The sequence below is a fragment of the Acinetobacter sp. Ac_5812 genome (genome assembly GCF_013072695.1).
GTDB lineage: Bacteria > Pseudomonadota > Gammaproteobacteria > Pseudomonadales > Moraxellaceae > Acinetobacter.
On the sequence record NZ_LXUK01000005.1, the window covers coordinates 104933 to 131023 of the forward strand.

The 26091-nt window shown below is 41.8% G+C and carries 23 protein-coding genes; 11 read left to right on the forward strand and 12 right to left on the reverse strand.

Annotated features, from left to right (window positions below):
- Nucleotides 1-71 precede the first annotated feature (71 nt).
- The gene (locus tag A7P55_RS03930; protein WP_005206151.1) at nt 72-947 is read right to left on the reverse strand and encodes a metal-dependent hydrolase; all 876 of its coding nucleotides are present in this window, start codon (nt 945-947) and stop codon (nt 72-74) included.
- 116 nt (nt 948-1063) lie between these two features.
- Here A7P55_RS03930 and A7P55_RS03935 point away from each other — a divergent pair, with 116 nt between their 5' ends.
- Nucleotides 1064-2086, forward strand: a complete 1023-nt coding sequence (locus tag A7P55_RS03935; RefSeq protein WP_171551168.1) for an AraC family transcriptional regulator — start codon at nt 1064-1066, stop codon at nt 2084-2086.
- 293 nt (nt 2087-2379) lie between these two features.
- On the opposite strand, the gene A7P55_RS03940 is transcribed toward A7P55_RS03935, so the two are convergent.
- Nucleotides 2380-3711: a Na+/H+ antiporter NhaC family protein gene (locus tag A7P55_RS03940; protein WP_171551169.1), complete on the reverse strand. Its 1332-nt coding sequence runs from the start codon at nt 3709-3711 to the stop codon at nt 2380-2382.
- A 275-nt stretch (nt 3712-3986) separates the two neighbouring features.
- Here A7P55_RS03940 and trpA point away from each other — a divergent pair, with 275 nt between their 5' ends.
- From trpA to A7P55_RS03965, 5 genes are all read left to right on the forward strand, one after another.
- Nucleotides 3987-4790, forward strand: a complete 804-nt coding sequence (trpA, locus tag A7P55_RS03945) for a tryptophan synthase subunit alpha (protein WP_005149961.1) — start codon at nt 3987-3989, stop codon at nt 4788-4790.
- Nucleotides 4787-5683, forward strand: a complete 897-nt coding sequence (gene accD / locus A7P55_RS03950; protein ID WP_171551170.1) for an acetyl-CoA carboxylase, carboxyltransferase subunit beta — start codon at nt 4787-4789, stop codon at nt 5681-5683. The genes trpA and accD overlap by 4 nt, the downstream gene beginning before the upstream one ends.
- A complete protein-coding gene (gene folC, locus A7P55_RS03955; RefSeq protein WP_171551171.1) occupies nt 5680-6966 on the forward strand; it encodes a bifunctional tetrahydrofolate synthase/dihydrofolate synthase in 1287 nt (428 codons plus the stop codon). Before accD ends, folC begins: the two co-directional genes overlap by 4 nt.
- Nucleotides 6957-8012 (forward strand): SPOR domain-containing protein, encoded by a 1056-nt coding sequence (locus A7P55_RS03960; protein WP_171551172.1) that lies wholly within the window; start codon nt 6957-6959, stop codon nt 8010-8012. The genes folC and A7P55_RS03960 overlap by 10 nt, the downstream gene beginning before the upstream one ends.
- 94 nt (nt 8013-8106) lie before the next feature.
- Entirely contained in the window at nt 8107-9060 is a 954-nt protein-coding gene (locus tag A7P55_RS03965; protein ID WP_171551173.1) for a hypothetical protein, read from the forward strand.
- 118 nt (nt 9061-9178) lie between these two features.
- On the opposite strand, the gene A7P55_RS03970 is transcribed toward A7P55_RS03965, so the two are convergent.
- Both A7P55_RS03970 and A7P55_RS03975 read right to left on the reverse strand, forming a co-directional pair.
- On the reverse strand, nt 9179-9763 hold the full coding sequence (locus A7P55_RS03970; protein ID WP_171551174.1) for a dual specificity protein phosphatase family protein: 585 nt from the start codon (nt 9761-9763) through the stop codon (nt 9179-9181).
- 1 nt (nt 9764) lies between these two features.
- A complete protein-coding gene (locus A7P55_RS03975) occupies nt 9765-10574 on the reverse strand; it encodes an MBL fold metallo-hydrolase (RefSeq protein ID WP_171551175.1) in 810 nt (269 codons plus the stop codon).
- Between the two features lie 242 nt (nt 10575-10816).
- On the opposite strand from A7P55_RS03975, the gene A7P55_RS03980 reads away from it, so the two are divergent.
- Entirely contained in the window at nt 10817-12295 is a 1479-nt protein-coding gene (locus tag A7P55_RS03980; RefSeq protein ID WP_171551176.1) for a hypothetical protein, read from the forward strand.
- 57 nt (nt 12296-12352) lie between these two features.
- Here the strand turns inward: A7P55_RS03980 and A7P55_RS03985 are convergent, their stop codons facing one another.
- Nucleotides 12353-12988 (reverse strand): peroxiredoxin, encoded by a 636-nt coding sequence (locus A7P55_RS03985; protein WP_004802824.1) that lies wholly within the window; start codon nt 12986-12988, stop codon nt 12353-12355.
- 363 nt (nt 12989-13351) lie between these two features.
- Between A7P55_RS03985 and secA the strand changes: the two genes are divergently transcribed.
- Together secA and A7P55_RS03995 are read left to right on the forward strand one after the other, a co-directional pair.
- Nucleotides 13352-16081, forward strand: coding sequence for a preprotein translocase subunit SecA (gene secA / locus A7P55_RS03990; protein ID WP_171551177.1), 2730 nt, complete (start codon nt 13352-13354; stop codon nt 16079-16081).
- 148 nt (nt 16082-16229) lie between these two features.
- A complete protein-coding gene (locus A7P55_RS03995; protein WP_171551178.1) occupies nt 16230-16634 on the forward strand; it encodes a hypothetical protein in 405 nt (134 codons plus the stop codon).
- A gap of 62 nt (nt 16635-16696) precedes the next feature.
- Here the strand turns inward: A7P55_RS03995 and lpxO are convergent, their stop codons facing one another.
- The 3 genes from lpxO to A7P55_RS04010 all read right to left on the reverse strand — a co-directional run bounded on the left by lpxO (nt 16697) and on the right by A7P55_RS04010 (nt 19822).
- Entirely contained in the window at nt 16697-17602 is a 906-nt protein-coding gene (gene lpxO, locus A7P55_RS04000; RefSeq protein WP_171551179.1) for a lipid A hydroxylase LpxO, read from the reverse strand.
- A gap of 163 nt (nt 17603-17765) precedes the next feature.
- On the reverse strand, nt 17766-19076 hold the full coding sequence (locus A7P55_RS04005) for an MFS transporter (protein WP_171551180.1): 1311 nt from the start codon (nt 19074-19076) through the stop codon (nt 17766-17768).
- Nucleotides 19077-19180: 104 nt separating this feature from the next.
- Complete coding sequence (locus tag A7P55_RS04010; protein ID WP_023271383.1) at nt 19181-19822, reverse strand: hemolysin III family protein; 642 nt, start codon at nt 19820-19822, stop codon at nt 19181-19183.
- Between the two features lie 101 nt (nt 19823-19923).
- Here A7P55_RS04010 and A7P55_RS04015 point away from each other — a divergent pair, with 101 nt between their 5' ends.
- Together A7P55_RS04015 and A7P55_RS04020 are read left to right on the forward strand one after the other, a co-directional pair.
- The gene (locus A7P55_RS04015) at nt 19924-21141 is read left to right on the forward strand and encodes an SAM-dependent methyltransferase (RefSeq protein WP_171551181.1); all 1218 of its coding nucleotides are present in this window, start codon (nt 19924-19926) and stop codon (nt 21139-21141) included.
- 116 nt (nt 21142-21257) lie between these two features.
- Nucleotides 21258-21890: a hypothetical protein gene (locus A7P55_RS04020; protein ID WP_171551182.1), complete on the forward strand. Its 633-nt coding sequence runs from the start codon at nt 21258-21260 to the stop codon at nt 21888-21890.
- 73 nt (nt 21891-21963) lie between these two features.
- On the opposite strand, the gene A7P55_RS04025 is transcribed toward A7P55_RS04020, so the two are convergent.
- From A7P55_RS04025 to A7P55_RS04040, 4 genes are all read right to left on the reverse strand, one after another.
- Nucleotides 21964-22191, reverse strand: a complete 228-nt coding sequence (locus A7P55_RS04025) for a hypothetical protein (RefSeq protein ID WP_016660169.1) — start codon at nt 22189-22191, stop codon at nt 21964-21966.
- 173 nt (nt 22192-22364) lie between these two features.
- Nucleotides 22365-23219 carry a patatin family protein gene (locus A7P55_RS04030; RefSeq protein ID WP_171551183.1) on the reverse strand — a complete coding sequence of 285 codons (855 nt, stop codon included), beginning with the start codon at nt 23217-23219 and terminating at the stop codon, nt 22365-22367.
- Between the two features lie 335 nt (nt 23220-23554).
- Nucleotides 23555-23779, reverse strand: coding sequence for a hypothetical protein (locus A7P55_RS04035; RefSeq protein ID WP_005206131.1), 225 nt, complete (start codon nt 23777-23779; stop codon nt 23555-23557).
- 166 nt (nt 23780-23945) lie between these two features.
- Complete coding sequence (locus A7P55_RS04040; RefSeq protein ID WP_171551184.1) at nt 23946-26081, reverse strand: 3-hydroxyacyl-CoA dehydrogenase NAD-binding domain-containing protein; 2136 nt, start codon at nt 26079-26081, stop codon at nt 23946-23948.
- Between the last annotated feature and the right edge of the window lie 10 nt (nt 26082-26091).

Below are 26091 nucleotides of genomic sequence, written 5' to 3' on the forward strand. Positions count from 1 at the left end.
TAGAAAGAATACTTTTTCCCCGTTCCACCGCATAGCGGTGGAGGATTAAAGGTATTTTTATTTAAATAGAACTAAAGCCCCGCTTGCCAAAAAGCTTCACCCGCTGCAATCGGATCATTGGTCTTGGCTAAAGTATCAATCCAGACATCGTATTGGCGAATAACCGGATGTTGATTTGGATGGAAATCCTTTTTAAACCAGTCGCTATATTGCGCTCTTTTCGCCGTCAAAATACCGTTACGACCAAAGAACCACGGTAAACCTTTACGTGCCATATCAAAACGTTGTCTTAGGTTAAAACCATCGGTTTTAAGCATTACATCGGTACGATACAGGGTAAAGCCAAACATCATGACCGTCGTGAACACTAAGGCAAAACGACGGGTTGCTTCAGGCACTTCGCCAACTTCACGCATCACATCAAAAGCCACATCACGATGTTCCATTTCTTCAATCGCATGCCAAGCAAAAAGTGCACGGACAAAAGGATCTGCTTCTGCCAATGTTTCTTTTTTACTATAGAAGGTATCTGCCATCAGTGCGGTTAAATGCTCGGCTGCTGCGGTCATGGCAATGTTGTATTGTGGTGAGCGATTCTTCAGCTCAAATCGAAAAATTTTCTTTAAACGCGTCGTGAACTGGTCTACAGGCATGCCTTGATCTTTCATGACTTGGTTCATTTTGTCATGTGCAATACCATGTTGTGCTTCCTGACGGATAAAATCAGCCACACGTTCCTGCAAGTCTGGATCATCAATTTTGTCACGGAATAAACGGACACATTCAATAAAGTAGCGCTCGCCATCAGGGAAGGTGAGGCTTAAAGCATCAAACATACGGGTACGGAACGGATCCCCCCCAAACCAGAAGCGTGGCGCTTGGTCGAGGTGGAAGTCCAGTTTGGTTCTGACAACAGGATCAACTTGATAGGAAACATGTGCATTCATCTTGACTATTCCTTGTTTTTCTTCATGTACTCAGTATGGAAAAAGTCCGATGAAATGTTTTGACAGTTACAGCCAAGTTTTATACAAATAACGACAGCTCAGGATGAGATTGCCCCATGTCAGTTAAAATAATTATTGGCTATTTGCGTTTGTTTAATCGTGTTTTACAACAGGAACAAATTGATTTGTCTAAAGTTGTTGCACCTGAACTTTGGCAAGCCTTTCAAGCCTGTCTGGAAAATCCCGATGAGCGTGACTTTGATGTCGAACGTTACGCCTTATTGTTACAGGCTGCTCAAGCACACTTTACTCGTCCGATTACTTTGGTATTGGCAGAGCATGCCAATTTACAAGATTTAGGTTTGATGGGCTATTTGGCATCGACCAGTATTGATCTACAGCAAGCCTTGCAATTATTACAACGTTACTATTCGCTGGTGTTTAAACAAACCAATTTAGAGCAGCTCGATGTACAGCAATACTCTGAATATATCCAAATTGTTTGGAGTGCATCCTATAGTGATTATCGGGAAATGTATGAGCTCAATCTGGCCTTGATCTTTAAAATTTCGCAGTCGATTGTGCAAGATGCTTTAGTGCCACCGCAGATGATCCAATTTGGCTATGCACCGCATACTGCGCTTTATCATTTTGAAAAGTTCTATGGTTGTCCGATTCAAATTCAGCAGGGACAGTACGCCATCCGCTTTTCCAATCAAATTTTAAAGGCAAAAAGTATTGCCGCAGACCAGCAACTGAACCAAGTGTTATCCACTCAAGCGCAGCATTCATTGAATAGCGTGAGTTCTTTTGAAGTCCAACAGCAGCAATTTCGCCAAAAGATACATGGCTTTATCGAGCAAGGTTTATTGCAACAGGAAGAGGTATTGCAAAGTTATGTGGCGAAGCGTCTGCATTGTTCGGAACGAACGCTACAACGTCAGCTCAAAGCCCATGAGCTGAATTTTCAGGATGTGCTAGATCAGTATCGTTTGGAGCAGAGTAAGTTGTATTTGCAGCAAGGGAAGTCTTTTTCTGAAATTGCGGAGCGGTTGAATTATGCGGATCAGAGTGCGTTTGGGCGGGCGTTTAAGCGTTGGACAGGAGTTACGCCCAAGCAGTTTTTGAAATCACTTTAGATTTTAGATCAGACTGCTAATCAAACTTCTAATTAATAAGTGAGTTTAGCTAAGGTTGTTTAATTGATGGATAATCAGATGGGTTTGATATTTCCCTTACTTTTCAGGGATGAAAAGTAACAAAAATCCTCTGTTGGACTGACGGTACATCCTAAGCAAATTTTCAAACACTGCTTTGAAATGCAGCGCAAGGCCAGTCCAACGGGCGACATCCATGTCGCCTGTCACGATAGTAAATGTGGTGTAAATTAAAGCGTTATTGAGAGTGGGATTTGATCAGTAACTCAAACTTACTATTGGTTTTTAAAACGTGGATAATTAAAGACAATGGCGAGTACCGCACAAACCGCAAGAATCCAGCAATAGTAGATATTGCCAATCAATTCAACAGGTGAGAGTTTGGCAATCGAACAGGCCAACAGTAGTTGCGCACCGTAGGGGATAATCCCTTGAACCACACATGAGAAAATATCAAGCAACGCCGCGCTACGTTTTGGATCTACCCCATATTCTCTTGCCACTTCACGCGCCATATCACCCGATAAAATAATCGCGACGGTATTGTTGGCGACGAATAGATTCGAAAATACCACCAGAAAGCTAATCCCTAATTCACCAGCACGTTGTTTACCGAATTTAAACAGGCGTGTAATGGCATAGATGCGTTGGATCAACCACTGCAAACCGCCTTCTTTTTGCATCAAAGTCGATAGTCCACCCAACAACATGGAAAGTAATGCCACCTCAAACATACTGACAAAGCCATCATAAATCGCACTATTCAGTTTCAGTACATCAAAATCTGGCTTTTCTATTAAGCCCATTAGCCCTGATAAAATCACGCCGATCATCAGCACTGCGAGGACATGCAGGCGGGTAAAAGCGAGGAAAAACACAGCCAGATAAGGCAAAATCAGCCAGATATCATAAGGGATTGATTGAATCGCTTCCGCCTCGTGGCTCATCGAAATGTAAACCAACAAGGTAATAATGGCAGCAGGGAGTGCAATCCAGACATTGACTCTAAATTTATCTCGAAGTTCAACATTTTGGCTACGGGTTGCGGCGATGGTGGTATCCGAGATCATCGATAAATTATCACCAAACATAGCACCACCGACTACTGCACCAATGGCATAGACGGGTCCAATATCAGTGGCTTGGGCGAAACCAAAGGCAATCGGGGCACAGGCTGCAATGGTGCCCATTGAAGTTCCCATCGCGGTTGCAATAAATGCAGCAATGATAAACAGCATGGGTAAGACAAATTCAGCTGAAATCAGTGAAAGTCCCAACTGTACCGTCGCATCGACGCTGCCTATGGCACTGGAGACACTGGCAAAAGCACCTGCCAGCATAAATACCATAAACATCAGAATCAGATTGGGGTGACTGGCACCTTGCAAAAATTCTTCAATTGCTGCATTCAGTTTTTGTTTATATAACAATAAAGCCAAAATCACGGCTGGAATGGCTGCAACAGGTGCTTTGACTTGATAGAAGGCAAATTCTGTCCCAATTATTGAATGATAGACACCACTCCCGAGAAAGATGATCAAAAATACCAATAGCGGTAGCAAAGCAAGGGCATTGCTTTGTACTTTTTCCTGAGCGTGGGCAGACATAAAAATAAAAAGAAAACTTAAAAATTGCGGCTAGTATAAAGGAGCTGGGCTGATTTCTAAAATGCAGTGTGATCAGGCCAAAATTAGGAAGCTTTGATCATTGAGAAAAAACTCAAAATATAGATAAATGTAGCAAGGCTGTTGTAAGTAGTATGATTCACTGTCTCAATCACGTCAAACTCTGTTCAATGAACAAAAAATAGCGTTACAATGCAGTGTTTTTGTATCACTACAAACAACTCCTTAATTTATATAAATCAGGAAAGCATAATCCTATGTCACGTCTTGCCACTCGTTTTGAACAGCTTAAATCTCAGCAACGTAAAGCGCTTGTTTCTTATGTGATGGCAGGTGATCCGCATCCACAAGTCACTGTTCCATTGCTTCATCAAATGGTTGAAGCAGGGGTCGATGTGATTGAATTGGGTCTCCCATTCTCTGACCCGATGGCGGATGGCCCTGTGATTGCTTTAGCTGCTGAACGTGCTTTGGCAGGTGGAACCAATACACTTGATGCATTGGATATGGTGAAAACCTTTCGTGAAAAAGATCAAACAACACCAGTGGTACTGATGGGATATTTAAATCCTGTTGAAGTGATTGGTTATGAAAAGTTTGTTGCTTATGCGAAAGACTGTGGTGTTGATGGTGTGCTTTTGGTGGATTTACCACCAGAAGAATCGAAGCAATTAGGTGAAGTTCTTAAACAAAATGGAATGGATCAGATCTTCTTGCTTGCGCCAACTTCAACCGACCAACGTATTCAACATGTGGTGAATCAAGCCAGTGGTTTTGTTTACTATGTGTCATTAAAGGGTGTGACCGGTGCAGCAACGTTAGATACCTCTGAAGCAGCAGCGCGTATTGCAAAAATTAAGTCTAAGACCAATGTGCCAGTGGGCGTCGGTTTTGGAATTAGTGATGCTGCGTCTGCAAAAGCGATGGGTCAAGTTGCCGATGCCGTGATTGTAGGAAGTGCTTTCGTTAAATCTTTTGCGACATTGCCAGCGGATGAAGCTGCGCAACAGACGGTGAATAAAGTGAAGGAGCTTCGAGCTGCGCTCGATGAGTTAGTATGAGTCAAGAGTTAACATCAGGGAAGGTTCTTAACCCTTCAACACCTTGGACTGAGCGTCACGTCCCTGGTATTCAGGTTGCAGATCAACAGCAGATATTTAAATCGACTTTTACTGAGCCTACGATTGAATGTCCTGAGTGTCATGCGCTGGTAACACGTACTGCAATGTCATTTAATGCCTATGTGTGTCCTCAGTGTGATGAGCACTTACATATGCGTGCGCGTGATCGTTTGAACTGGTTCTTTGATCAGGTGAACGGAGAACTGGGCCAAGAGTTTAGCGCCAAAGATCCATTAAAATTTGTGGATAGCAAAGCTTATCCAGATCGCATTCGTGAAGCACAAGACAAAACAGATGAAACCGAAGCGCTTGTGGTGATGCAGGGTTCGTTGAAAGGCCTAGACCTGATTGCGTGTGCCTTTGAGTTTGATTTTATGGCGGGTTCAATGGGTACCGTCGTTGGCGACCGTTTTGTACAGGCTGCTGAACGCGCAATCGCATTGCATCAACCAATGATCTGTTTTGCTGCCTCTGGTGGCGCACGTATGCAAGAAGGCATGTTGTCTTTGATGCAGATGGCGCGTACAGCGGCTGCAATCCAAAAAATGAAAGAAGCGCGTGTTCCATACTTAGTGGTACTCACTCATCCTGTATACGGTGGTGTAACCGCTTCATTGGCGATGTTGGGTGATGTACATATTGCTGAACCGAAAGCGATGATTGGCTTTGCAGGTAAACGTGTGATTGAACAAACTGTACGTGAAAAACTGGAAGAACCGTTCCAACGTGCAGAATATTTGCTTGATCATGGTGTGGTCGATCAGATCGTTCATCGTCATGCATTACGTGATACTGTATACAGACTTGTCGCTAAGCTGATGAATTTACCTTGAAACCACTCGCTCCACATTCAACAGACACATTAACAACATGGCTCGATTATTGGGGCCATGTTCATGTTACAGGCATTGATTTAGGTTTAGAACGCGTCATTCCCGTTGCTGAAAAGCTCGGGGTGATGCAGCCTCAAGCGAAGGTATTTACCGTCGCTGGCACCAATGGTAAAGGTTCAACCACCACAACCTTGGCTGCGATTTTAAATGCGCAGGGCTATAAGGTTGGGCTATATCAATCACCGCATATTTATCGTTTTAATGAAAGGGTAAAGTTGGCGGGTGCTGAAGTTGATGATCGAAGTCTGATTGATGCTTTTGTTCTGGTTGATCAAGCACGACGTGAATGTGGTTTAAGTTTATCTTTTTTTGAAGCAACCACTTTGGCTGCTTTTTTGATTTTTAAACAGCAACAATGTGATGTTTGGGTACTTGAGGTCGGTTTAGGCGGTCGTCTTGATGTGGTCAATGTGATTGATCCTGATATTGCGGTAATTACCAATATTGGCCTAGATCATGTGGATTGGCTCGGCGACACCGTAGAAAAAATCGCATTTGAAAAAGCAGGGATTATTCGTCCGAATATTCCAGTGGTTTTCGCGGGTCAGCAACAACTGCCGCAAGCCATTCAAGATAAAGTGTCTGAAACTCAAGCTCAGCTATATGCCTTGAATCGAGATTATTTTTATCAGCAGAATGATAATGGTCAAACTTGGTCATTTGCGTCTTCTGGAACCACATTACAGCTTCCTGTTGGACAACTAGCGCTAGATAATATGTCTACTGCAGTAGCCGCTGTATTGGCGAGTGGTGTTGAGGTTTCGCAAGCAGCGATTGCAACGGGTATTCAGCAAGCACGCTTACAAGGTCGTTTTGAAATACGACAAATCCAAGATAAAACCGTGATTTTTGATGCTGGGCATAATGCGCATGGCGTCGAATTTTTATTGAAGCAGTTGCGAAAATTCTTAAAATACAATAAACAGTACACAGATGTTGTTGCAGTATTTTCAATGCTGGCAGATAAAGACATTGCTTCTGTCACCGATTTACTAAAAACAACAGTAAAAGATTGGTTTATTGCTAATTTAGATGTGCCTAGAGCCGCACCAGTGCAACAGATACATGATGCATTGCAAGGGCAACAGGTATACGAGTTCGGCAGTATCCAGCAAGCGTTTGAAACTGTGCTGAAACAAAGTAATAACAATCAGCTGATTTTAGTCTGTGGTTCGTTTCATACCTTAGAAGCGGTCTGGGAGTATTTAGAAGAATGTCGATGAATAACAAACAACGTTGGATGGGCGGCGTTGTTCTACTCGGTGGTGGTGTTTTATTAGCTGCATTGCTGTTAAAGGGCAATGATGAAATTGAGCAAGATCACACGCAAGCTCCAGTTACTCATCCGATTCCCAAAACTGAGTCTAAGCCGAAAACGGCACAGCCAGCTCAAGACAGCGAAATGGTGTCATTGCAACCATTGGCTGTCGATGTGGAAACAGAAAAGCGGTTGCTGGAAGAACAGCGTCGTTCACGTGAAAAAGCGGTGGCAGAACAAGAAGCGCGTGCAGCTGAATTCTTAAAGATGCAGCAACAGGCCGAAGCAGCAGCAGCACGTAAAGCTGCAGAAGAATATGCAGCGATTAATGCACGTCGTACGGCAGCTCAAGAAAGCTCGGATAATATTCCACCTGAATTGGTTGAAGATGAGAAAGCCAAGGCTCAAAGACTTGCGGATGAAAAGAAGCGAGCCGAACAACAGAAAACAGATCAACAAAAGTCTGATGCTGATAAGAAGTTAGCGGAAGATAAACGTAAAGCCGAAGCTGACAAAAAAGCAGCAGAAGACAAACGTAAGGCGGAAGCGGAGAAGAAAGCTGCTGAAGATAAGCGTAAGGCAGAAGTGGATAAGAAAGCCGCTGAAGATAAACGCAAAGCAGAAGCTGACAAGAAAGCAGCAGAAGATAAACGTAAGGCAGAAGCAGAGAAAAAAGCTGCTGATGAGAAGAAACGTAAAGCTGACGAAGATAGCAAGAAGAAAGCTGAGGCTGAGAAAGCACGCGATCTGATGGAAAATGGCGATAAAAAGTGGATGGTACAAGTGGCTTTGGCTGCAAACCAAGCCAATGCAGACGCCGTTGTATCGAAATTACGTGCCAAGGGCTACAAGGTAACGACCAGTCAAACCTCGAAAGGGATCCGGATTATGGTTGGCCCTGCCAAGGATCGTGATACTGCGGATAACACGCGTAAGAAAATCACAACGGATGAAAGCTTAAATATGAAATCTGCTTGGGTGATTGATTGGGTTCCGCTTGACCAACGATAAACCTTGATCATCCCCTAGATTAAATCAGGAACACATCACAGGCTTTATTGATGCTGTGAGTGTTCCATCAAAATTAAATAGGGGACTCGCGATCATGAATACAGCGATCAGAATATTAGAACGATTTATTTTTTCACAAGATTCCGATGTGAGTGCACTGTCTGGTGTTGCCTGTATAGGGGATGATGTTTATTTTGTTGGTGACGATGTTCGGTACTTATTAAAAACCAATCGAAACAATAATCTGACCAGTGCAACGGTTTTTGAAAAAGTTCCGTTATCTGAGTCGTCTGAGCAAATATCACTTAGCGTATTGAGCAAAGCAAAAAAGCCTGATTTTGAAGCATTAAGTTGCATAACCTTGGATGGTCAACAGCAACTACTGGTGATGGGATCAGGTTCTACCGAAAATCGGAAACAAGCATTACTTTATAATCCATCTAACAATCAAATCCGCATTTTTCTGGATGCAGTTGATTATCACTTTTTGCAAAACAGCGTTGAATTAACGGGTGGAGCAGATCTCAATATAGAAGCTATCTGTTCAGACCATCGTCATCTGTATATCTTTCAACGTGGCAATATTAATCGCCATCATGGTGTTTTAGTCTTTGATTTAGCTAAAATTCAAGCAGGAAAATCGTTAGAAAATGCGCTTATCAACTCGCTTAATCTCAACTTGCCTGAGATTGAGGGTGCTGCAAGTGGGATTTCTGATGCCTATTTTTTTGTGGATAAAAATCTAATAGTAGCTACGGCAGCGGTTGAGCAAACATTAAATACCTATGATGATGGTGATGTGCTGGGTAGTTTTATTTTGCTGTTTTCGCCAGATGGCCAAGCCTTATCCAGTCATTTGATTCAAGATGAAGAAGGTAAAACGCTAGTAATTAAAGTTGAAGGGATTACTTGGTTAGAGTCGAGATCTGATGGGGAAGTGTTCTTATTGGTCACGGATAGCGATGGTGGTGATTCTGAAATTTTGAAGGTCTGGTTGACTCATTCAGCTTTTGAAAACCAGAAGGTGGAAGTAAAACTTGCTTGGTGATCATGCAATTTTGAGCAGTATATTGTGCAGGTTGATTCATGATGACTGGACAATTTAGCATCTTTAATAAGCTCTATCTACTAAATAAATAGAGCTTCTTCCAAAATACTTTCAATGTTTAGCCAGATGGATTAGACAGTTGTTGTTGAATCCATTTTACATTTTCAGGTGTAAATAAATGGTCAATGTTTTTCCAGATCACATGGAAGCCATAGCCTCCTTGTTTCATCTCTTTGACCGCATCATCTATTGACCAGTTTTCAAAAATAATCCGATACATGGCAATCGTTGCACCAGTACGGTCAGAACCATGGTAGCAATGCACTAAAATTTTATGATTCTTTTCTTTGGCTGTTTGAATCGCTTGCATGGTCTGCAATAGATATTGACGATTGATGGCCCATGTATAAATCGGAATATGCACTAGATTAAACGGTTGATCTTTTAAAACTTTGGCATCTTCATTTCTGGCTCTAAGATTGATGACCGTATCAATATTATATTGTTTTAGGCTTGGAATGAGCTCATTGCTGGGCTGATCACTACGAAAGACATCATTGCTAATTTGATAAAAATTATGCTGCTGTGAAATCAGTGTTCCCCAGTTTTTTGGACGTTGTTCATCATTGAGGCTTGAATGCTTCATGCATCCGCCTACACTGAGTGTAGAAATCAGGGTGAGGGCAAGGAGTGTTTTTTTCATATTACTGATAACGATTGAATTCGACGGGATCGTGCGCACAAATTAACTCAATGCTTGGTTCATGTTGAGCGAGATATTGTAACTGCTTGAGGTTTTGCAAACGCAGTTGATTATCTTCAGCCAATAAGCGTTCAGTGAAATCTAAGGCTCTGAGTTTATTTTTAGGATTGAGCTCCAAATGGGTGTAATAGGCATCACCACAAAATAGCATCCAACCATCCGCTTTTTTGATGGCAATACCACAATGTCCAGCGGTATGTCCGATCAAGGGAATCATTAAAATTTCATCCTGAAATAACGGAAGCCCTTGGACTTTTTGTAGATTAAACCATGCTTCGCCGTCGTTGTGTTCAGCAAAGTTCCAATGGCGGTGCTGTTTGAATTGTTCTGTTTTATAGCGAAGTTTGCCTTTGGCTGTGAGGGATTGAGTGGCATTAAACTCGGCGGCTAAGAGATGCACGGTGGCATTGGGGAAATCCGAAATTCCGCCTGCGTGATCAAAATCCAGATGGGTCACAAAAATATGTTGTACATCACTGGGGTTAAAACCGAGTTTTTGAATTTGCTGAATAGCGGTGAGTTTTAGATTTGGCACAATCGAGCCAAATTGTTTGAGTAAACGGCCCAAGCGTTGTTCAGTATGCAAATAGTCTTGGAGCCCTAAGCCTGTATCAATTAAGACTAAACCGCGATCAGTTTCAATCAATAGACAATGACAGACCAGATGTGCTTTCCAGCCTTTTTGTCCAAACAGTGGTGCGCAAGTCGGGCAGAAGCTGCCACAATGTAGATGGTGGATATTGTAGATCATGGTGCTTTTTTTATTGTGTGGCGGATCGAATTATTTTTATAACCGATTGATTCAGAAATACCAATGGATTTATTTTCACTTCCAGTAATTAGTTGATTATAAAAGTTTTTAGTTAGAGCATAAAATGTAATTCTTAACTGATAACAAAGTTATAAGACAATTTTCATTCCTTGTATATGGAATAGATTTGTTGAGCATTCCTGAGTAACGTTAACGTATTAAGTTTACTGGGAGCTCTAAACATGGAAACAAGGATTGAAACTTATAAGAAAAATCACAAGACTAAACAGATTGTAATGATTTTGGGACTTTTAGGAGGAATTTGTATTTGCTCACAACTTACCTTTGCAGAAGGTCAATGGATTGCTGACCAAAAGGGTTGCAAGGTTTGGAATGCCAATCCCGCTTCGAATGAAAGTATTACATGGAGTGGAACATGTCCAAGTGGTTATGCAAATGGTTATGGGATTTTACAATGGTATAAATCGGGAATGGCAGGGGGTCGATATGAGGGGGAATATTTAGAGGGAAATGTAACAGGAAAGGGAATATATCAATATTTGTCTGGGAATCGTTATGAGGGTAATTGGGTAAATAATCATCCAGAGGGAAAGGGGAAATATATATGGTCAGATGGGGGAAGTTATGATGGCGATTGGGTTGATGGTAAGAGAACGGGTAAAGGTGAATATAAATGGTTAAATGGTGATCGTTATATGGGTGCTTGGGTGGACAATGAAAGGCATGGAAAAGGGATGTTCATTGATGATAGTAGTCGTTACGAGGGTGATTGGGTTCATGATAAAAAAGAGGGAAGAGGTGTTCTTAGTTATGTTAATGGCGATCGTTATGAGGGTGATTTTTTAAATGATTCAATTAGTACAGGTACAAAGTTCACAGCTAGTGGAAATACAATAAGGTTTGTTAATGGTGTAGATCAATCAACATATACTCCATTTAGCTCTACTCCAACTTATATGGCTTCAAGCCCAACCCCATCGGCTAAAACTTCTTCAGTAGGAGCTTCATTTTTAACTGGGCTACTTAAAACAGCCGTTGGAGTAGCCGTGGCCCATTCAACAGGCAATAACGCCTTAGGTGCACAAGTTGCTTTAGCTAGTCCAGAAGAACTAAGTGGACTTACAAATCAGGTGGCATTGGAAAGTCGTCAGCATAGCGAAGCAGAAGCACGTAAAAAGCAAGCGATCAAAGATCAACAAATGCAACAGCTACAAGAACAACAAGCTGCGATGGAACGTGCACAACGTCAATCAAGCTATGGAATGGTTTCATCGAATGGTAATTATGGAACAATTGGTTCAGGTAGTGGCTCAAATAACAGTTATGGTAATACACCAACGACCATAAGTAGTGGGCAAAATAATAGCTCGTCAAATTCTAATAGCCAACCCAAAACAGAACGCATCAATGTGCCATCTCAAAGTGGTTGTATAAATTTCGCATGGGATAAGCAAGATGGTAATATACAATGGTTTAAGTTTAGAAATGGCTGTGCTTATCCTGTGAATGTCTATTGGCGGACAAAGATAAAAGGAGAGTATAAGATGACATTAGGAAGTGGACAATCGGATAGCGGTTGGTTATCTAGAGATAGAGATAGGATAGAAAATTATAAAGCTTGTAGTCTAAAAAATGGAAAATATGATATATCTTTTGATCATTCAACAAATCAGTGTTGGAGCTTTGCTGATTTTAGATAACTTTATTTTTAGGACAACTTACCCAAAGAACTCATTGGGTAAGTTTAAAAATCGGCATCACTCAGGCTGTGGCGTGAGTCTTAAATAAGGTTTGACGGCCTTATAGCCTTTCGGGAAGCGTTGTTTGATTTCTTCTTCATCTTTCAATGACGGTACAATCACCACATCTTCGCCATGTTGCCAGTTGGCTGGAGTCGCCACTTTGTGCTTATCGGTCAATTGTAGTGAATCTACCACGCGCAATACTTCATTAAAATTACGACCTGTCGATGCAGGATAGGTAATAATCAAACGAACTTTCTTGTTCGGGTCAATAATCACCAATGAGCGTACCGTTAAAGTCTCACTGGCATTGGGATGAATAAAGCCATACAACTCAGAAACTTTACGGTCTTTGTCCGCGATAATCGGGAAGTTGACCGTGGTGTTCTGTGTTTCGTTGATGTCCTGAATCCAGCCTTGATGTGATTCAACATCATCGACTGAAAGGGCGATGGCTTTCACGCCGCGCTTGTCAAACTCATCTTTTAGCTTTGCGGTATAGCCAAGTTCCGTGGTACAGACTGGGGTATAGTCGGCAGGATGGGAAAAAAGGATTCCCCAGCTATCCCCTAAAAAGCCATAGAAATCAATATCGCCTTGGCTTGATTGTTGTTGGAAATTTGGGGCGATGTCGCCTAAACGTAATGTCATGATCAGTCCTCTATACATTCTTTATGTTTTCTATCTCCATTCAATATGCAGTATTCTCTTTATAAATAAAAAGATTGTTTTTTTATTTTGTTATGAATTTTTTGGATATGAGTAAGTGGTGATGCTAAAAAATGATCAGAAATACACATTCAAATCGATGTAAGTTAAATGCAAATTTGCTACATTAACGCTCTTTGGTTGTGTGATGTCAGAATCGCCTCGCAGATTTTTTTGCCTGTTTGAATGCAAAGCACTTGTAGTTCTTATTTCTGACTCCATAATAACAGCTAAGAAAAAATTAACCGACCTAGGGTTTGTTGAAATTGACAAACCTTATAACAAACAGGATTAGAGAGTTTATTCATGTTGGCAAGTCTGATCGGAGGTATCTTCGGTACAAAAAATGAGCGCGAGCTCAAACGCATGCGTAAAATTGTTGAACAAATTAATGCGCTTGAACCGACGATATCTGCTCTTAACGATGCAGACCTCTCTGCAAAAACTCCAGAATTCAAACAACGTTTTAGTAATGGCGAAAGTTTAGATAAGTTAATGCCAGAAGCGTTTGCGGTGTGTCGTGAAGCAGCAAAACGTGTCATGGGCATGCGCCATTATGACGTGCAGTTGATTGGTGGTATTACCTTGCACGAAGGTAAAATTGCCGAAATGCGTACAGGTGAAGGTAAAACCCTGATGGGTACTTTGGCTTGTTATCTTAATGCATTAAGTGGTCAAGGCGTTCACGTGATTACGGTGAACGACTACTTGGCACAACGTGATGCTGAGTTAAACCGTCCATTATTCGAATTCTTAGGGCTCAGCATTGGTGTGATTTACTCCATGCAAATGCCTGCTGAAAAAGCACAAGCCTATACTGCTGATATTACTTACGGTACCAATAACGAATTCGGTTTCGACTATCTACGTGACAATATGGTGTTTTCTCTACAAGAGAAAAAGCAGCGTGGTTTAAGCTATGCCATCATCGATGAAGTCGACTCAATTCTCATTGATGAAGCGCGTACGCCATTAATTATTTCTGGCCAAAGTGAAGATTCATCTCATCTTTATCAGCTCATTAATAATATTCCCCCAACATTACGTCCACAGAAAGAAGAAAAAGTGGCTGATGGTGGGCATTTCTGGGTCGATGAGAAACAACGTTCAGTTGAAATGACTGAAGTCGGCTATGAAACGGTTGAGCAAAAACTGATTGAAATGGGCTTGTTGGCTGAAGGCGAGAGTCTTTATTCAGCGACTAACCTGAATTTAGTTCACCATGTCACTGCAGCGATTCGTGCACACTATCTCTATCAAAAGAATGTGCACTACATCATTGGCGTTAATCCACAGACTCAGAAAGAAGAAGTCATTATTGTGGATGAAAGTACCGGTCGTACCATGCCGGGTCGTCGCTGGTCAGAAGGTTTGCATCAAGCGGTTGAAGCCAAAGAGAACATGGAAATTCAACCTGAAAACCAAACCCTTGCAACGACAACCTTCCAGAATTATTTCCGTCTGTATAAAAAACTTTCAGGTATGACCGGTACTGCAGATACTGAAGCTGCGGAAATGAAAGAAATTTATGGCCTAGATGTTGTCATTATTCCAACGCATCGTCCAATGGTTCGTAAGGATCATAACGATTTAATTTACTTAAACCGTAATGGTAAATACACCGCGATTATTGAAGAAATTACCAATATTCGTCAGCAGGGTGTTGCACCGATCTTGATTGGTACCGCGACTATTGAAGCAAGTGAAATCTTGTCTTCTAAGTTACTACAAGCCGGCATTCATCACGAAGTCTTGAACGCAAAACAGCACGAACGTGAAGCGGATATTATTGCGCAAGCGGGTAGTCCAAATGCGGTGACGATTGCGACCAACATGGCGGGTCGTGGTACAGATATTTTGCTGGGTGGTAACTGGAAAGCCAAGCTTGCGAAAATCGAGAATTCAACGCCTGAAGATGAAGCACGCTTACAAGCACAGTGGGAAAAAGATCACGAAGACGTTTTAAGTTCGGGTGGTTTGCATATCATTGGTTCTGAACGTCACGAATCACGTCGTATTGATAACCAGTTACGTGGTCGTGCAGGTCGTCAAGGTGACCCAGGTGTATCTCGTTTCTATTTATCGCTTGAAGATGACTTGATGCGTATCTTCGCGGGTGATCGTGTGGTTGCTATGATGCGTGCAATGGGCTTACAAGAAAGTGAAGCCATTGAACACAAAATGGTCAGCCGTTCAATCGAGAATGCGCAGCGTAAAGTTGAAGCACGTAACTTTGATATTCGTAAGAACTTATTGAAATACGATGATGTAAACAACGAACAACGTAAGATTATTTATTCGCAACGTGATGAAGTATTGGCTGAAAGCACTTTACAAGATTACATCGAAGAAATGCATCAAGAAGTGGTGAAGGGCTTAATTGCGGACTTTATTCCCCCTGAGTCGGTGCATGATCAGTGGGATATCGAAGGTTTGGAAAATGCTTTACATGCAGATTTAGGCATTGACTTACCAGTACAGCAATGGCTAGACCAAGATCGTCGTTTAGATGAGGAAGGTTTGATTGCGCGTATTACTGACGAGGTGCTTGGACGCTATCGTCAACGCCGTGAACAAATGGGGGATGAATCAGCAGCAATGCTTGAACGTCACTTTATGTTGAATTCACTTGATCGCCATTGGAAAGATCATTTAGCGGCGATGGATTATCTGCGTCAAGGTATTCATTTACGTGGTTATGCACAGAAAAATCCTGAGCAAGAATACAAGAAAGAAGCCTTTAACCTGTTTGTGAATATGTTAGGTGTGATCAAGTCTGATGTCGTGACGGACCTTTCTCGTGTGCATGTGCCTACAGCAGAAGAGTTAGCAGAACTTGAAGCACAGCAACAACGTCAGGCTGAATCAATGCGTTTGTCTTTCGAGCATGATGATGTTGATGGTTTAACAGGTGAAGTCACTGCTTTTGAAGAAACTGAAGTGACAGAAAATGCATTCCCAGTACCAGAAAGTCGTAATGCGCCTTGTCCATGTGGTTCAGGTCTTAAATACAAACAATGTCACGGTAAAATCTAAGTTCATGACTTGATTTAAGCTGAAATAAAAAAGCAGAGCATCAGCCTCTGCTTTTTTTACGAGAATTTACTTGAGTCCAAGCACGCTTTGTAGTTTCATTATTGGACTTACAGATCTTGATTGAGTTCGCATTAAAAGCGGGAAGACAATGAAAAAACCATTACAACTTTTAATTTTGGCAACTGCGGCGGTATCTGGTTTTGCATTTGCAGACGATGCACCACAAACCACAACTGTGGATAAAGTATTGGCAGCAAAAGGTACCAATACAGCTGAAGCACAAGTCAAGCGTGAAGTAACAACTGTGATTAGCCCACGTACTGGCATTCGCTATACCTTAGGTGATACAGGCAACCGCCCAATCGTATTGCAAACGGCTGCAATCGCACCTGCAAACTCAGCAAATATTAACCGTATTGTGGCAGCAAACCCTGCATTATCAGCACAAAGCCAAGAGAAAGCTAAGATTGCTTTAATCGGTGAAACAGCTGTTCAGGCGGCCAATGCGGCTGCGGCACAAACTGCAGGTACACAGACTGCTAAAGCAAATTAATTTCAATTTGTTTGAAATAAAAAAGAGATGCAATTGCATCTCTTTTTTATGGAAGAATTTTATTATAAAAAGCTAGGTAATAAAATTAAGCCAATCAGGATAGCAAAAAGCAGCCACTTCGATACGTAGTAAAGTGGGCGATTACGCTCTTTTAAACCACGACCATAGTGATGCACGGCATAGCCATATTTAAAAATACGGTTAATAAAGCCAGTTTTATCTTGATCATCATTGGGTGAGCTTGCCGCAGACATGACATTACGACCAAACCAGTAATTAAACTTTTGTGCCCAACCCCATTTCATAGGACGTTCGATATCGCAGAACAAGATAATACGAGTCTCATCGGTTTTGTTTTCAGCCCAGTGTACGAAGGTTTCATCAAAGACGGTGGCTTCCCCATCTCTCCAGCTATAACGTTCTTGATCAACCTCAATAAAGCAATCATCACTATTTGGTGTGACTAAGCCTAGGTGATAGCGTACCGAACCTGCATAGGGATCACGGTGTTTACCTAAGTAGCTGCCAGAAGGCAATTCGGTAAACATCGCCGCTTTGACGGATGGAATACTTTCCAGTAACGCCACCGTTTTGGGACAGAGTTGATGTGCAGATGGATGACTATCTTGATACCATTTCAGATAAAAGCGTTTCCAACCTCGTTTAAAAAAGGTATTAAAGCCAGCATCATTATTTTTTTCAGAAGCTTTAATTTGATTTTGCAGTTGAATTGCTTCTTCACGAATCACTTGCCAGTTATCCTGCAATGGTTTCAGTTCTGGGAACTGTGCCACATCGAAGAAAGCCTGATTCGGCAACTTAGAAAAGCCCGTCATAAACATGTTGATCGGTGCTAAAAATGTCGAATGGTCAAATAATTGTCGAGATGCTTTTAAGCGCTCTTTACCCCGTAAGTAGGTATACAAAAAGCTGACTAAAAATACGGCAACGATAATCACTGCGTACATAACACAATCGTCTAAAAAAAAATGAAGGCGGTTATTTTAGCACAAAAAATATTTGGAAGAATGCAGCCCTAAGCGCAACTTTATAAGATAAAAACTATGAAATTAAATGGTATTTCAGATGATCTGAGCGTGTGTTTTTCACAGATCATCTGAAAAATAATGATTAAATTTGGTTATTTACATCATCATGCTTGGTTTCACGTATCATTAAAAATGCGATCAACGATAAAATCGAAGCCAAACTTAAATATAAACCAACTGCACCTAAGCCATAACTTTCTGCCAACTTGGTTGCGATATACGGTGCAAAGGATGCGCCGAAAATACCTGCCAAGTTAAAAGTTAAAGCTGAGCCTGTATAGCGAACTGAAGTTGGAAAGATTTCTGACAATACGGTTCCAATTGGACCATAGGTTAAGCCCATAATCGAAAGACCGATACATAAGAACAAGAACACCAGAATTGGGCTACCTGAGCCGAGCAGTGGTGCAAAACACAGTCCGAACAAGGCTGAAAGAATGCATACCGCAATTGATGTATTTCTACGGCCAAATTTCTCTGCAAAAATTGCAGATAGGGGAATAAAGGCAGCAAAACATAATGTCGCTACGAGCTGCAATACTAGGAATTCACCACGGGCATAGCCGAGCTTGGTGGTGCCCCAGTTTAAGGCAAATACGGTGGTGAGATAGAACACCACAAAAGTACAGATTGCTGCGATCGTACCGAGGATGAGCATTGGTAAATGCTTGGTCATGACCTCTTTAAACGGTACATTCACTTCTTTTTGCTTGTTTAATACTTTCTGGAAAGCGGGGGTTTCATGCAACTTTAAACGGATGTATAAACCGACCAAAACCAACACTGCACTTGCAATAAATGGAATACGCCAACCCCATGTCATGAATGCTTGTTCAGACATAAAGGCATTGAGTAGCAGGAAGGAACCTGTTGCAAGAATGAAACCGATTGGTGCGCCGAGTTGTGGAAACATGCCATACCAAGCACGCTTGCCCTCTGGTGCATTCTCAGTGGCAAGCAGTACCGCGCCGCTCCATTCACCACCTAAACCTAAACCTTGGCCCAAACGGCATAAGGCGAGCAATAGCGGTGCAGCAAGACCAATTTGTGCATAGGTCGGTAATAAGCCAATACACACGGTTGAAATCCCCATCGTGAGCAAGGCTGCAACCAATGTGGCTTTGCGTCCGATTCGGTCACCGAGATGTCCAAAAACTGCAGCACCAATCGGGCGAGCAATAAAAGCAATCGCAAAGGTCGCCAGTGACTTGAGCACCGCAGCGCCATCGCTACTTTCAGGGAAAAATAAGTGTGGAAAAATCAGTACTGCTGCTGTGGCATAGATATAAAAGTCAAAAAACTCAATCGTGGTACCGACAAGGCTGGCAAATAATACCCGTACTTTTGAATTGCTGGCCACTTCTGGGGTGGCAGTCGTAGTGCTTGACGACATACAAGACCTTCATGTTATTCATTCAAGAAACAGAATAGCGGTTGTCTTGAAAATTCCTTTTGAATGTGCAGTTTTACTTCGAAAACTTAATGCTATATATGGACTTATAATACATAACAGTAGATTGCCAAAAAGTGTAACCCTGCGCCTAATAGCACAAAAACATGCCAAATTGCGTGGGTATATCTTACCTTTTTTAAGGCATAAAACAATGTGCCGATGGTATAAGCCAATCCCCCTGCAATCAGCAGTTGTACCGCTTCTTTAGACAGATAACGTTGCATATCATCCATCACCAAAACAGCCAGCCAACCCATGACTAAATAGGCGGCCAAAGATAGCTTTTGGAAGCGATGAATGAAGACCAGTTTGAACAACGTCCCGATCAGGGCAATGGCCCATAAGGCGATCAGTAAGTAATGCGCCTTAGCGGTCGGAATGGCGATACTGAGAAAAGGGGTATAGGTGCCCGCAATTAGATAGTAAATCGCGGTATGATCCAGTTTCTTATACCAATAGCGTTTACGTTCGTCTTGGGCAAAGTGATACAGCATGGAACTACTCAGTAATAGCACCAAGCTAAAGCCATAGACCCATAAGCTGATCCATTGTCCTAAAGGTAGGCCATAGCCTTTGATGATCAAAAAGATTGAGGCAATTAAAGCCAGTACTGCGCCAGCCCCATGACTATAGGCATTAATCAGTTCTTCTTTGGGGTCATAGTCCAGCAATGTGTTTGTGTTCATCAAGCGATCTGGTTGCATAAAAATACAACTGTATCGTAATGCAATTTCCCTTTTAAAGTAAGACGCTTTAAAATTTAGTTTCTATTTGTCAGGTTTTCATTATGTTTGCGCCGAAATTTTCTTTTGAACAAGAACAGCAGTTTTTCTTGGATATCCAGCAATCTATTGAAAATAAAAGCTTTGATCGTCTGATTTTGAGTCAGTACAAAGGCGAAATGGCACAATTAGAAAAGATGACTTTCCGTGTAATTGAACTACAGGGTCAGGCAAGTTTATCTTGTTTATATCATTACACCACACAAGACATGACCAAAAACTATGCGATTGATGAAGGCTTAGAAAAAATTGCTGAGCTATTGAACCTGTCTAAGCAAGCCAATCTATTCACTTCTGATCAAGATATTCAACTCAAGAAAAATAAAAAGAAAGCGATGTTGAATAGCCAGAAAAAACAAGTTCCTACAGCCAAAATAGAACAACAGCAGCATGATCGTGAAAAGCAGCGTTATGTACAACAACAAAGTCCATTTTTAAAGTATCTCGGTATTACCGATGAAAAAGGGCAAATCATTCCAAGCATGGCGCGTAAGTGGAAGCAGATTAATAAATTTATTGAAATCTTTTCGCATGCCTATGAGCAGATTGATGCATCACAGCAAGAATTGAATATTGTCGATTTTGGTTCAGGAAAGGGCTATTTAACCTTTGCCTTGTATGACTATCTACAAGCACAACAGAAAACACCGTTAATTACGGGAGTTGAACTGCGTTCAAACTTAGTTGAGTTTTGCCAAGATGTTGCTGCTCAGACCGGTTTTAATCATCTTGATTTTTTTGAAGGGGATGTGCGGAGTTATCAACCTGAAAAGTTGGATGTAATGATCGCCTTACATGCTTGTGATATTGCGACTGACTTTGCCATTCATACCGGTATTCGTCTGAATGCGTCGATGATTATGTGCGCGCCGTGTTGCCATAAGGAACTCCGTCCACAGCTAAAAAGTCCAGAGGTGTTACAGCCGATGTTGCAATTCGGGATTCATGCAGGGCAACAGGCGGAAATGCTGACCGATACTTTACGTGCCTTATTGTTAAAAGCTTATGGTTATGAAACCAAAGTATTCGAGTTTGTGTCTTTGGAGCATACCAGTAAGAATAAAATGATTTTGGCGACGAAACGAAAGGATATTCAGCAACCCGATGCAAAAATCATGCAGCAAATCCAAGCGTTGAAAACCATGTATGGCATTGAAAAACAGAGTCTGGAATTGTTATTGCAAGATCAAATGCCAATCGAGAATATCGGTTGTAAGTGCTAATCACATGCATTGATTGCTGGATAAATCTAACGATATCAATCAATATGGGTTGATATCGTTACTTATGCGATAGGGTTGTAAATAAAAATTGAAGAATAACAAGTCGAGTCATTCCAATGATGAAAAACAAAATGTATCTCGCTATTTTGCTCTTGGTCTTCTCCAATTTAAGTGAAGCAAAAGAGTTTGAGAGTCCACTCAATCAGAAGGGCGTTGTCAGTTTTAATCCTTCAACGCAAGCCAGAGTTCGTTTATATGGCCAAAATGGTCAGCAAATATATATGCAGCATACTTTTGATTGTAAAAATAGAAAACAAGGGATACGTGAAAATTTAAGTGGCTACGGGGCATGGAATGCTTTCAAAACCTATACCCGAATCAATATGAATTATTCGATTGGTATGCCACGCACAATCATACAAAAGGACATTGAGCAGAATTTTAATACCTATCAGATGGTGACCTATAAGGAATATGTGGTAACTGCCAATCAACCGATCAATCTGCATGGATTTGTAGTGGGTACAGAGCAGACTACGGGCAAAGCCAAAGTGGTCGATGGATGTGAGAATACGGAAGCTTCATTTAAACCACAAGCAGGCCGCGAGTATGAAATATTGGGAGAGAATGAAAACCAGCAATGCCAATTTAAGGTCTATGATTTAGCGTCGAAGCAATTGGTTCCTGTCTCAGAGCAAGCCTATATCTGCCCAAAAGATAAGTGGAAGTTTTGGAGAAAAGACGAATAAAGATGAACACTTTGATTTTTTCCAGTCAGATGACAAACTCCCAATAAGAGAAGTTTGTCAGGGGTAAAACTGGTTAATGCTGTTCTGTTACGACTTCAGAAGTGGCTGATTGTTGAGTGTGTTGCTGTTCTTGCTGTTGCGCTTTACGTTGTGCACCTGGCATATAATCAGGTTCTTGGGTCATGGCCAAATAGAAAAAGCTTAAAAAGATGGTGCTGAGTACACCGACAATGATGACAAATTTCCATCCCAATACCGTTTCTTCATTTGAATCTTTTTTGGGGGATGGTTGGTTATTCATAATAAATTCCAAAAATAACAAAAAACAAAACTAGATTTTGCGCCTTTTTGGACTGATTTGCCAAGTAAAAATATGGAGTTGGGGGAAAGTGATCAGCAATGGGCTCATACTTTAGAGAGGGAAGCGTATTAAGAATAAAACCGCTTCACCATCCAAAGTCGACTGAATAAGGATTAAAGCGTATTCCAGTCTTCAATCGCTTTATAGCCTGTTTCTAGACCCACATCATAACTATAGCGAATCTTGGCTTTATCCTTAGAAAGACGACCTGCCATGTTTTTTAAATCAGGGGGACACACTTCCAAAATTTTCTGGTTAGCGGCTGAGCGGGTAAATTCGACGGCATCGTTATAACGTTGTGTGCGAGTCAAAAGACTATGCGCAAAACCACGTTGCTGCTTAAACAGGTATTTGGCAAGCAATTGGTCACCTTTACTGCTGGCCTTATAATAACTTTTCGGGCGAGTTCTGAGTACCATGAGTTTAGAGACATCATGCTGTTGTGCCGCCCAATGTACGGGTAAGGCATCGGCCACACCCCCATCAAAGTAGGGCTCACCAAAAACCTCAACGGCTTGACGTGTTAATACCGGAATCGAGCTCGAGGCTCTTAATCCATCAAGGATATTGTCTTTGGAGGCTTTGATATAAGTGGCTTCACCTGAAATGGCATGCGTCAATACCATATAAAATTCAGGGTGATTGGCAAACAGATGGGCTTGATTGAGCGGATGCTCTTTTTCGACGATGTCCCACATCCATTTTAAATCCAGTAAGTCACCACCTTTGAAAAAGCGACCATATTGAATAAACTCAGAACGAAGCGAGTGATCGAGATAGAGATTTAGGGTGCGGCCTTGCTGTGCTGCGAGGTAGTTGGCCACATTGGTTGAGCCTGAAGAGACGCCAACGCAGAGATCAAAAGGATTAAATTGTTGCTGTAAAAATGCATCTAAGACACCGCTGGTGAATGCACCGCGCATTCCACCACCTTCAACGACCAGTGCCTGACGATTTTGTTGAAGCATTGAAAATCTCGAATATCATGATAAATCCATGTTTTACACGGATTTATCATATTCGACAACAGGGTCTGTTGATATTTCATCCATGCATTGCGTTATCGGCTAAAACGACATAAACAAGGCATGAAATGAAGGCAATGGCGATACCCTTGTCAAGTTTCATAACGCAGTTTATGGATGTTTTAGCCATAACCCTGCGGGACAGGGACATTTTTTGCCGCTACTTCGTTATGCCTTAATTTATTTAGAATAACTAAATTGCATAAGACATGCCTTGTATCGTCTAAAAAATGTTCTCTGTCGCAAGTATCTCTGAAATGTCGACAGACCCTAATATTTTAGTGATTGTGTTGATGTGCTTCCGTTGCCCCTGTTTCTGTTGTCACTGATGATTGTGACATTTCAGCTGGGGTAGCCGCTTTCTTTTGATTCATTGGCATATAATCTGGTTCATTATTAATAGCCAAGTAGAAAATCACCATAAACAGTACACTGAGAATTGTGGTGATAATTAATGCTTTCCAACCCCAAGGCGAAGTTTCTGGGCAGAGTTTTTCAGACATAAGAAATTTCCAAATGATGCAAAAAAATAAAGCAGAATTGCTAAAGTTATAGCATAAATTGTGATGCATTACTCAGATGTTTTGCTGTGATTTTGTCGAGCATATAAAAAAGCCCGTACAGACAAGGAGTTCCATACGGGCCTTAATTGGCTTGGCTAAATCGAGATTATTGAATCACAGTATTTTGCTGTGCTTGTTCTTTCAATAACTTTGGTGGTGTAAAACGGTCACCATATTGTGCCGCCAGTTGCTCAGCACGTTGTAAGGATTTTTGAATGCCGTTCTGATTCAGGAATTGAATGGCACCACCTGTCCAAGGGGCAAAGCCAATTCCAAAAATCGACCCGACATTGGCATCAATCACTGATTCTAAAACCCCTTCTTCATAGCAACGTAACGTATCCAGTGCCTGCACAAACAGGAAACGGTCAATCATGTCTTGTTCAGAAATCGTATCGTCTTTCTGCCAGCGACTAAGCCCATCCCATAAATGCTTTTTACCATTTTCAGGATAGTCATAGAAACCTGCACCTGCCGCTTTTCCTTTACGGTTCAGTTCATGAATCATGGTATATACCACTTCATCCACAGGAGTTTTTGGCAAATCTTTACCTTCTGCTTGCAAGGCTTTACGGGTTTCCCCAGCAACATGCTCAGTCAACGTTAAAGACACTTCATCCTGAATCGCCAGTGGACCAACAGGCATACCTGCTTTCAATGCTGCCATTTCAATTTTGGCAGGGTGTACACCTTCTGCGAGTAAACGCATTCCTTCTTGGATGAAAGTACCAAACACGCGACTGGTAAAGAAGCCACGGCTGTCATTCACCACGATTGGGATTTTGGCAATTTGTTGAACAAAGTCATAAGCCTTCGCCAAAGTTTCGGCAGAGGTTTGTTTGCCTTTGATAATTTCAACCAGTTGCATTTTATCGACTGGACTAAAGAAATGTAGTCCAATGAATTTTTGAGCATCTTTACTCGCCGTCGCCAAACCTGTGATGGGCAGGGTAGAGGTATTCGATGCAAAGATTCCACCTTCAGCCAAATATTGTTCAGCTTCCTGAGTCACTTTAGCTTTCAGTTCTTGGTTTTCAAATACTGCTTCGATGATCAGGTCACAGCCTTGCAGATCTGCTGCATTTGCCGTTGCAGTAATCAGTGCTAAAACTTGGTCACGCTTTTCTGCGCTCATACGACCTTGTGAAACACGTTTATCCAATAGTTTCTGTGAATAAGCTTTGCCTTTTTCTGCATTTTCAACAGAGACATCTTTGAGGACGACCGGAATGCCTTTGATTGCAGTTGAATAGGCAATGCCTGCACCCATCATCCCTGCACCTAACACACCGACTTTAGTCGCTTGCCATTTTGCAACATCCGCAGGGCGACTTGCACCAGACTTAATTGCATTGAGACCATGCCAAAAAGTACCGATCATATTCTTAGAAATCTGACCGACTGTGAGTTGAGTAAAGTAACGTGATTCGATACGTAAAGCGGTATCAACATCAACCTGCGCACCTTCTACTGCTGCCGCCATGATCGCTTCAGGCGCAGGATAGCAACCTTTGGTTTTGTCACGCAGCATCGCAGGAGCAATCGCAAGCACTTGTGCTACCGCAGGCGTTTTTGGATCGCCACCTGGAATCTTGTAGCCTTTGACATCAAAAGGTTGTTGCGATTTCGGATTGGCTTTGACCCAAGCAATCGCCTTGTCTAACAGCTCTTGTTCGTTCTCAGCGGTGTCATGAACTAAGCCGAGCGATTTTGCTTTATCCACGCCAAACTGCTTACCTTCCATCAAAAATGGAAATGCATTTTGTAAGCCAAGCAAACGTACCATACGCACAATACCGCCACCACCTGGCAGTAAGCCTAAAGTGACCTCAGGCAAACCAAATTTGGTTTTTGGGTCATTGATGGCAATACGGTAGTGACAGCCCAATGCAATTTCCCAACCACCACCAAGTGCCGTACCATTTAAGGCAGCAACAACAGGCACACCCAAAGTTTCAATCGCACGTAAGTCACCTTTGAGCTCTTCAATCATTTTGAAGAATTCAGTGGCATGTTCAGGTTGTACTTGAATCAGCTCATCCAAGTCACCGCCTGCAAAGAAGGTTTTCTTGGCAGAACGGAAAATAATACCTTTTAGATCGGTTTCTGCTTTAAGCTTTTGGCTGACGTCATTGAGTGAATCACGGAATTCTGCATTCATGGTATTGGCAGATTGACCCGATGAATCAAGGGTAAGAATTACAATATTGTCAGCGTTTTTTTCGTATTTAATAGCGCTCATGTTGTGCTCC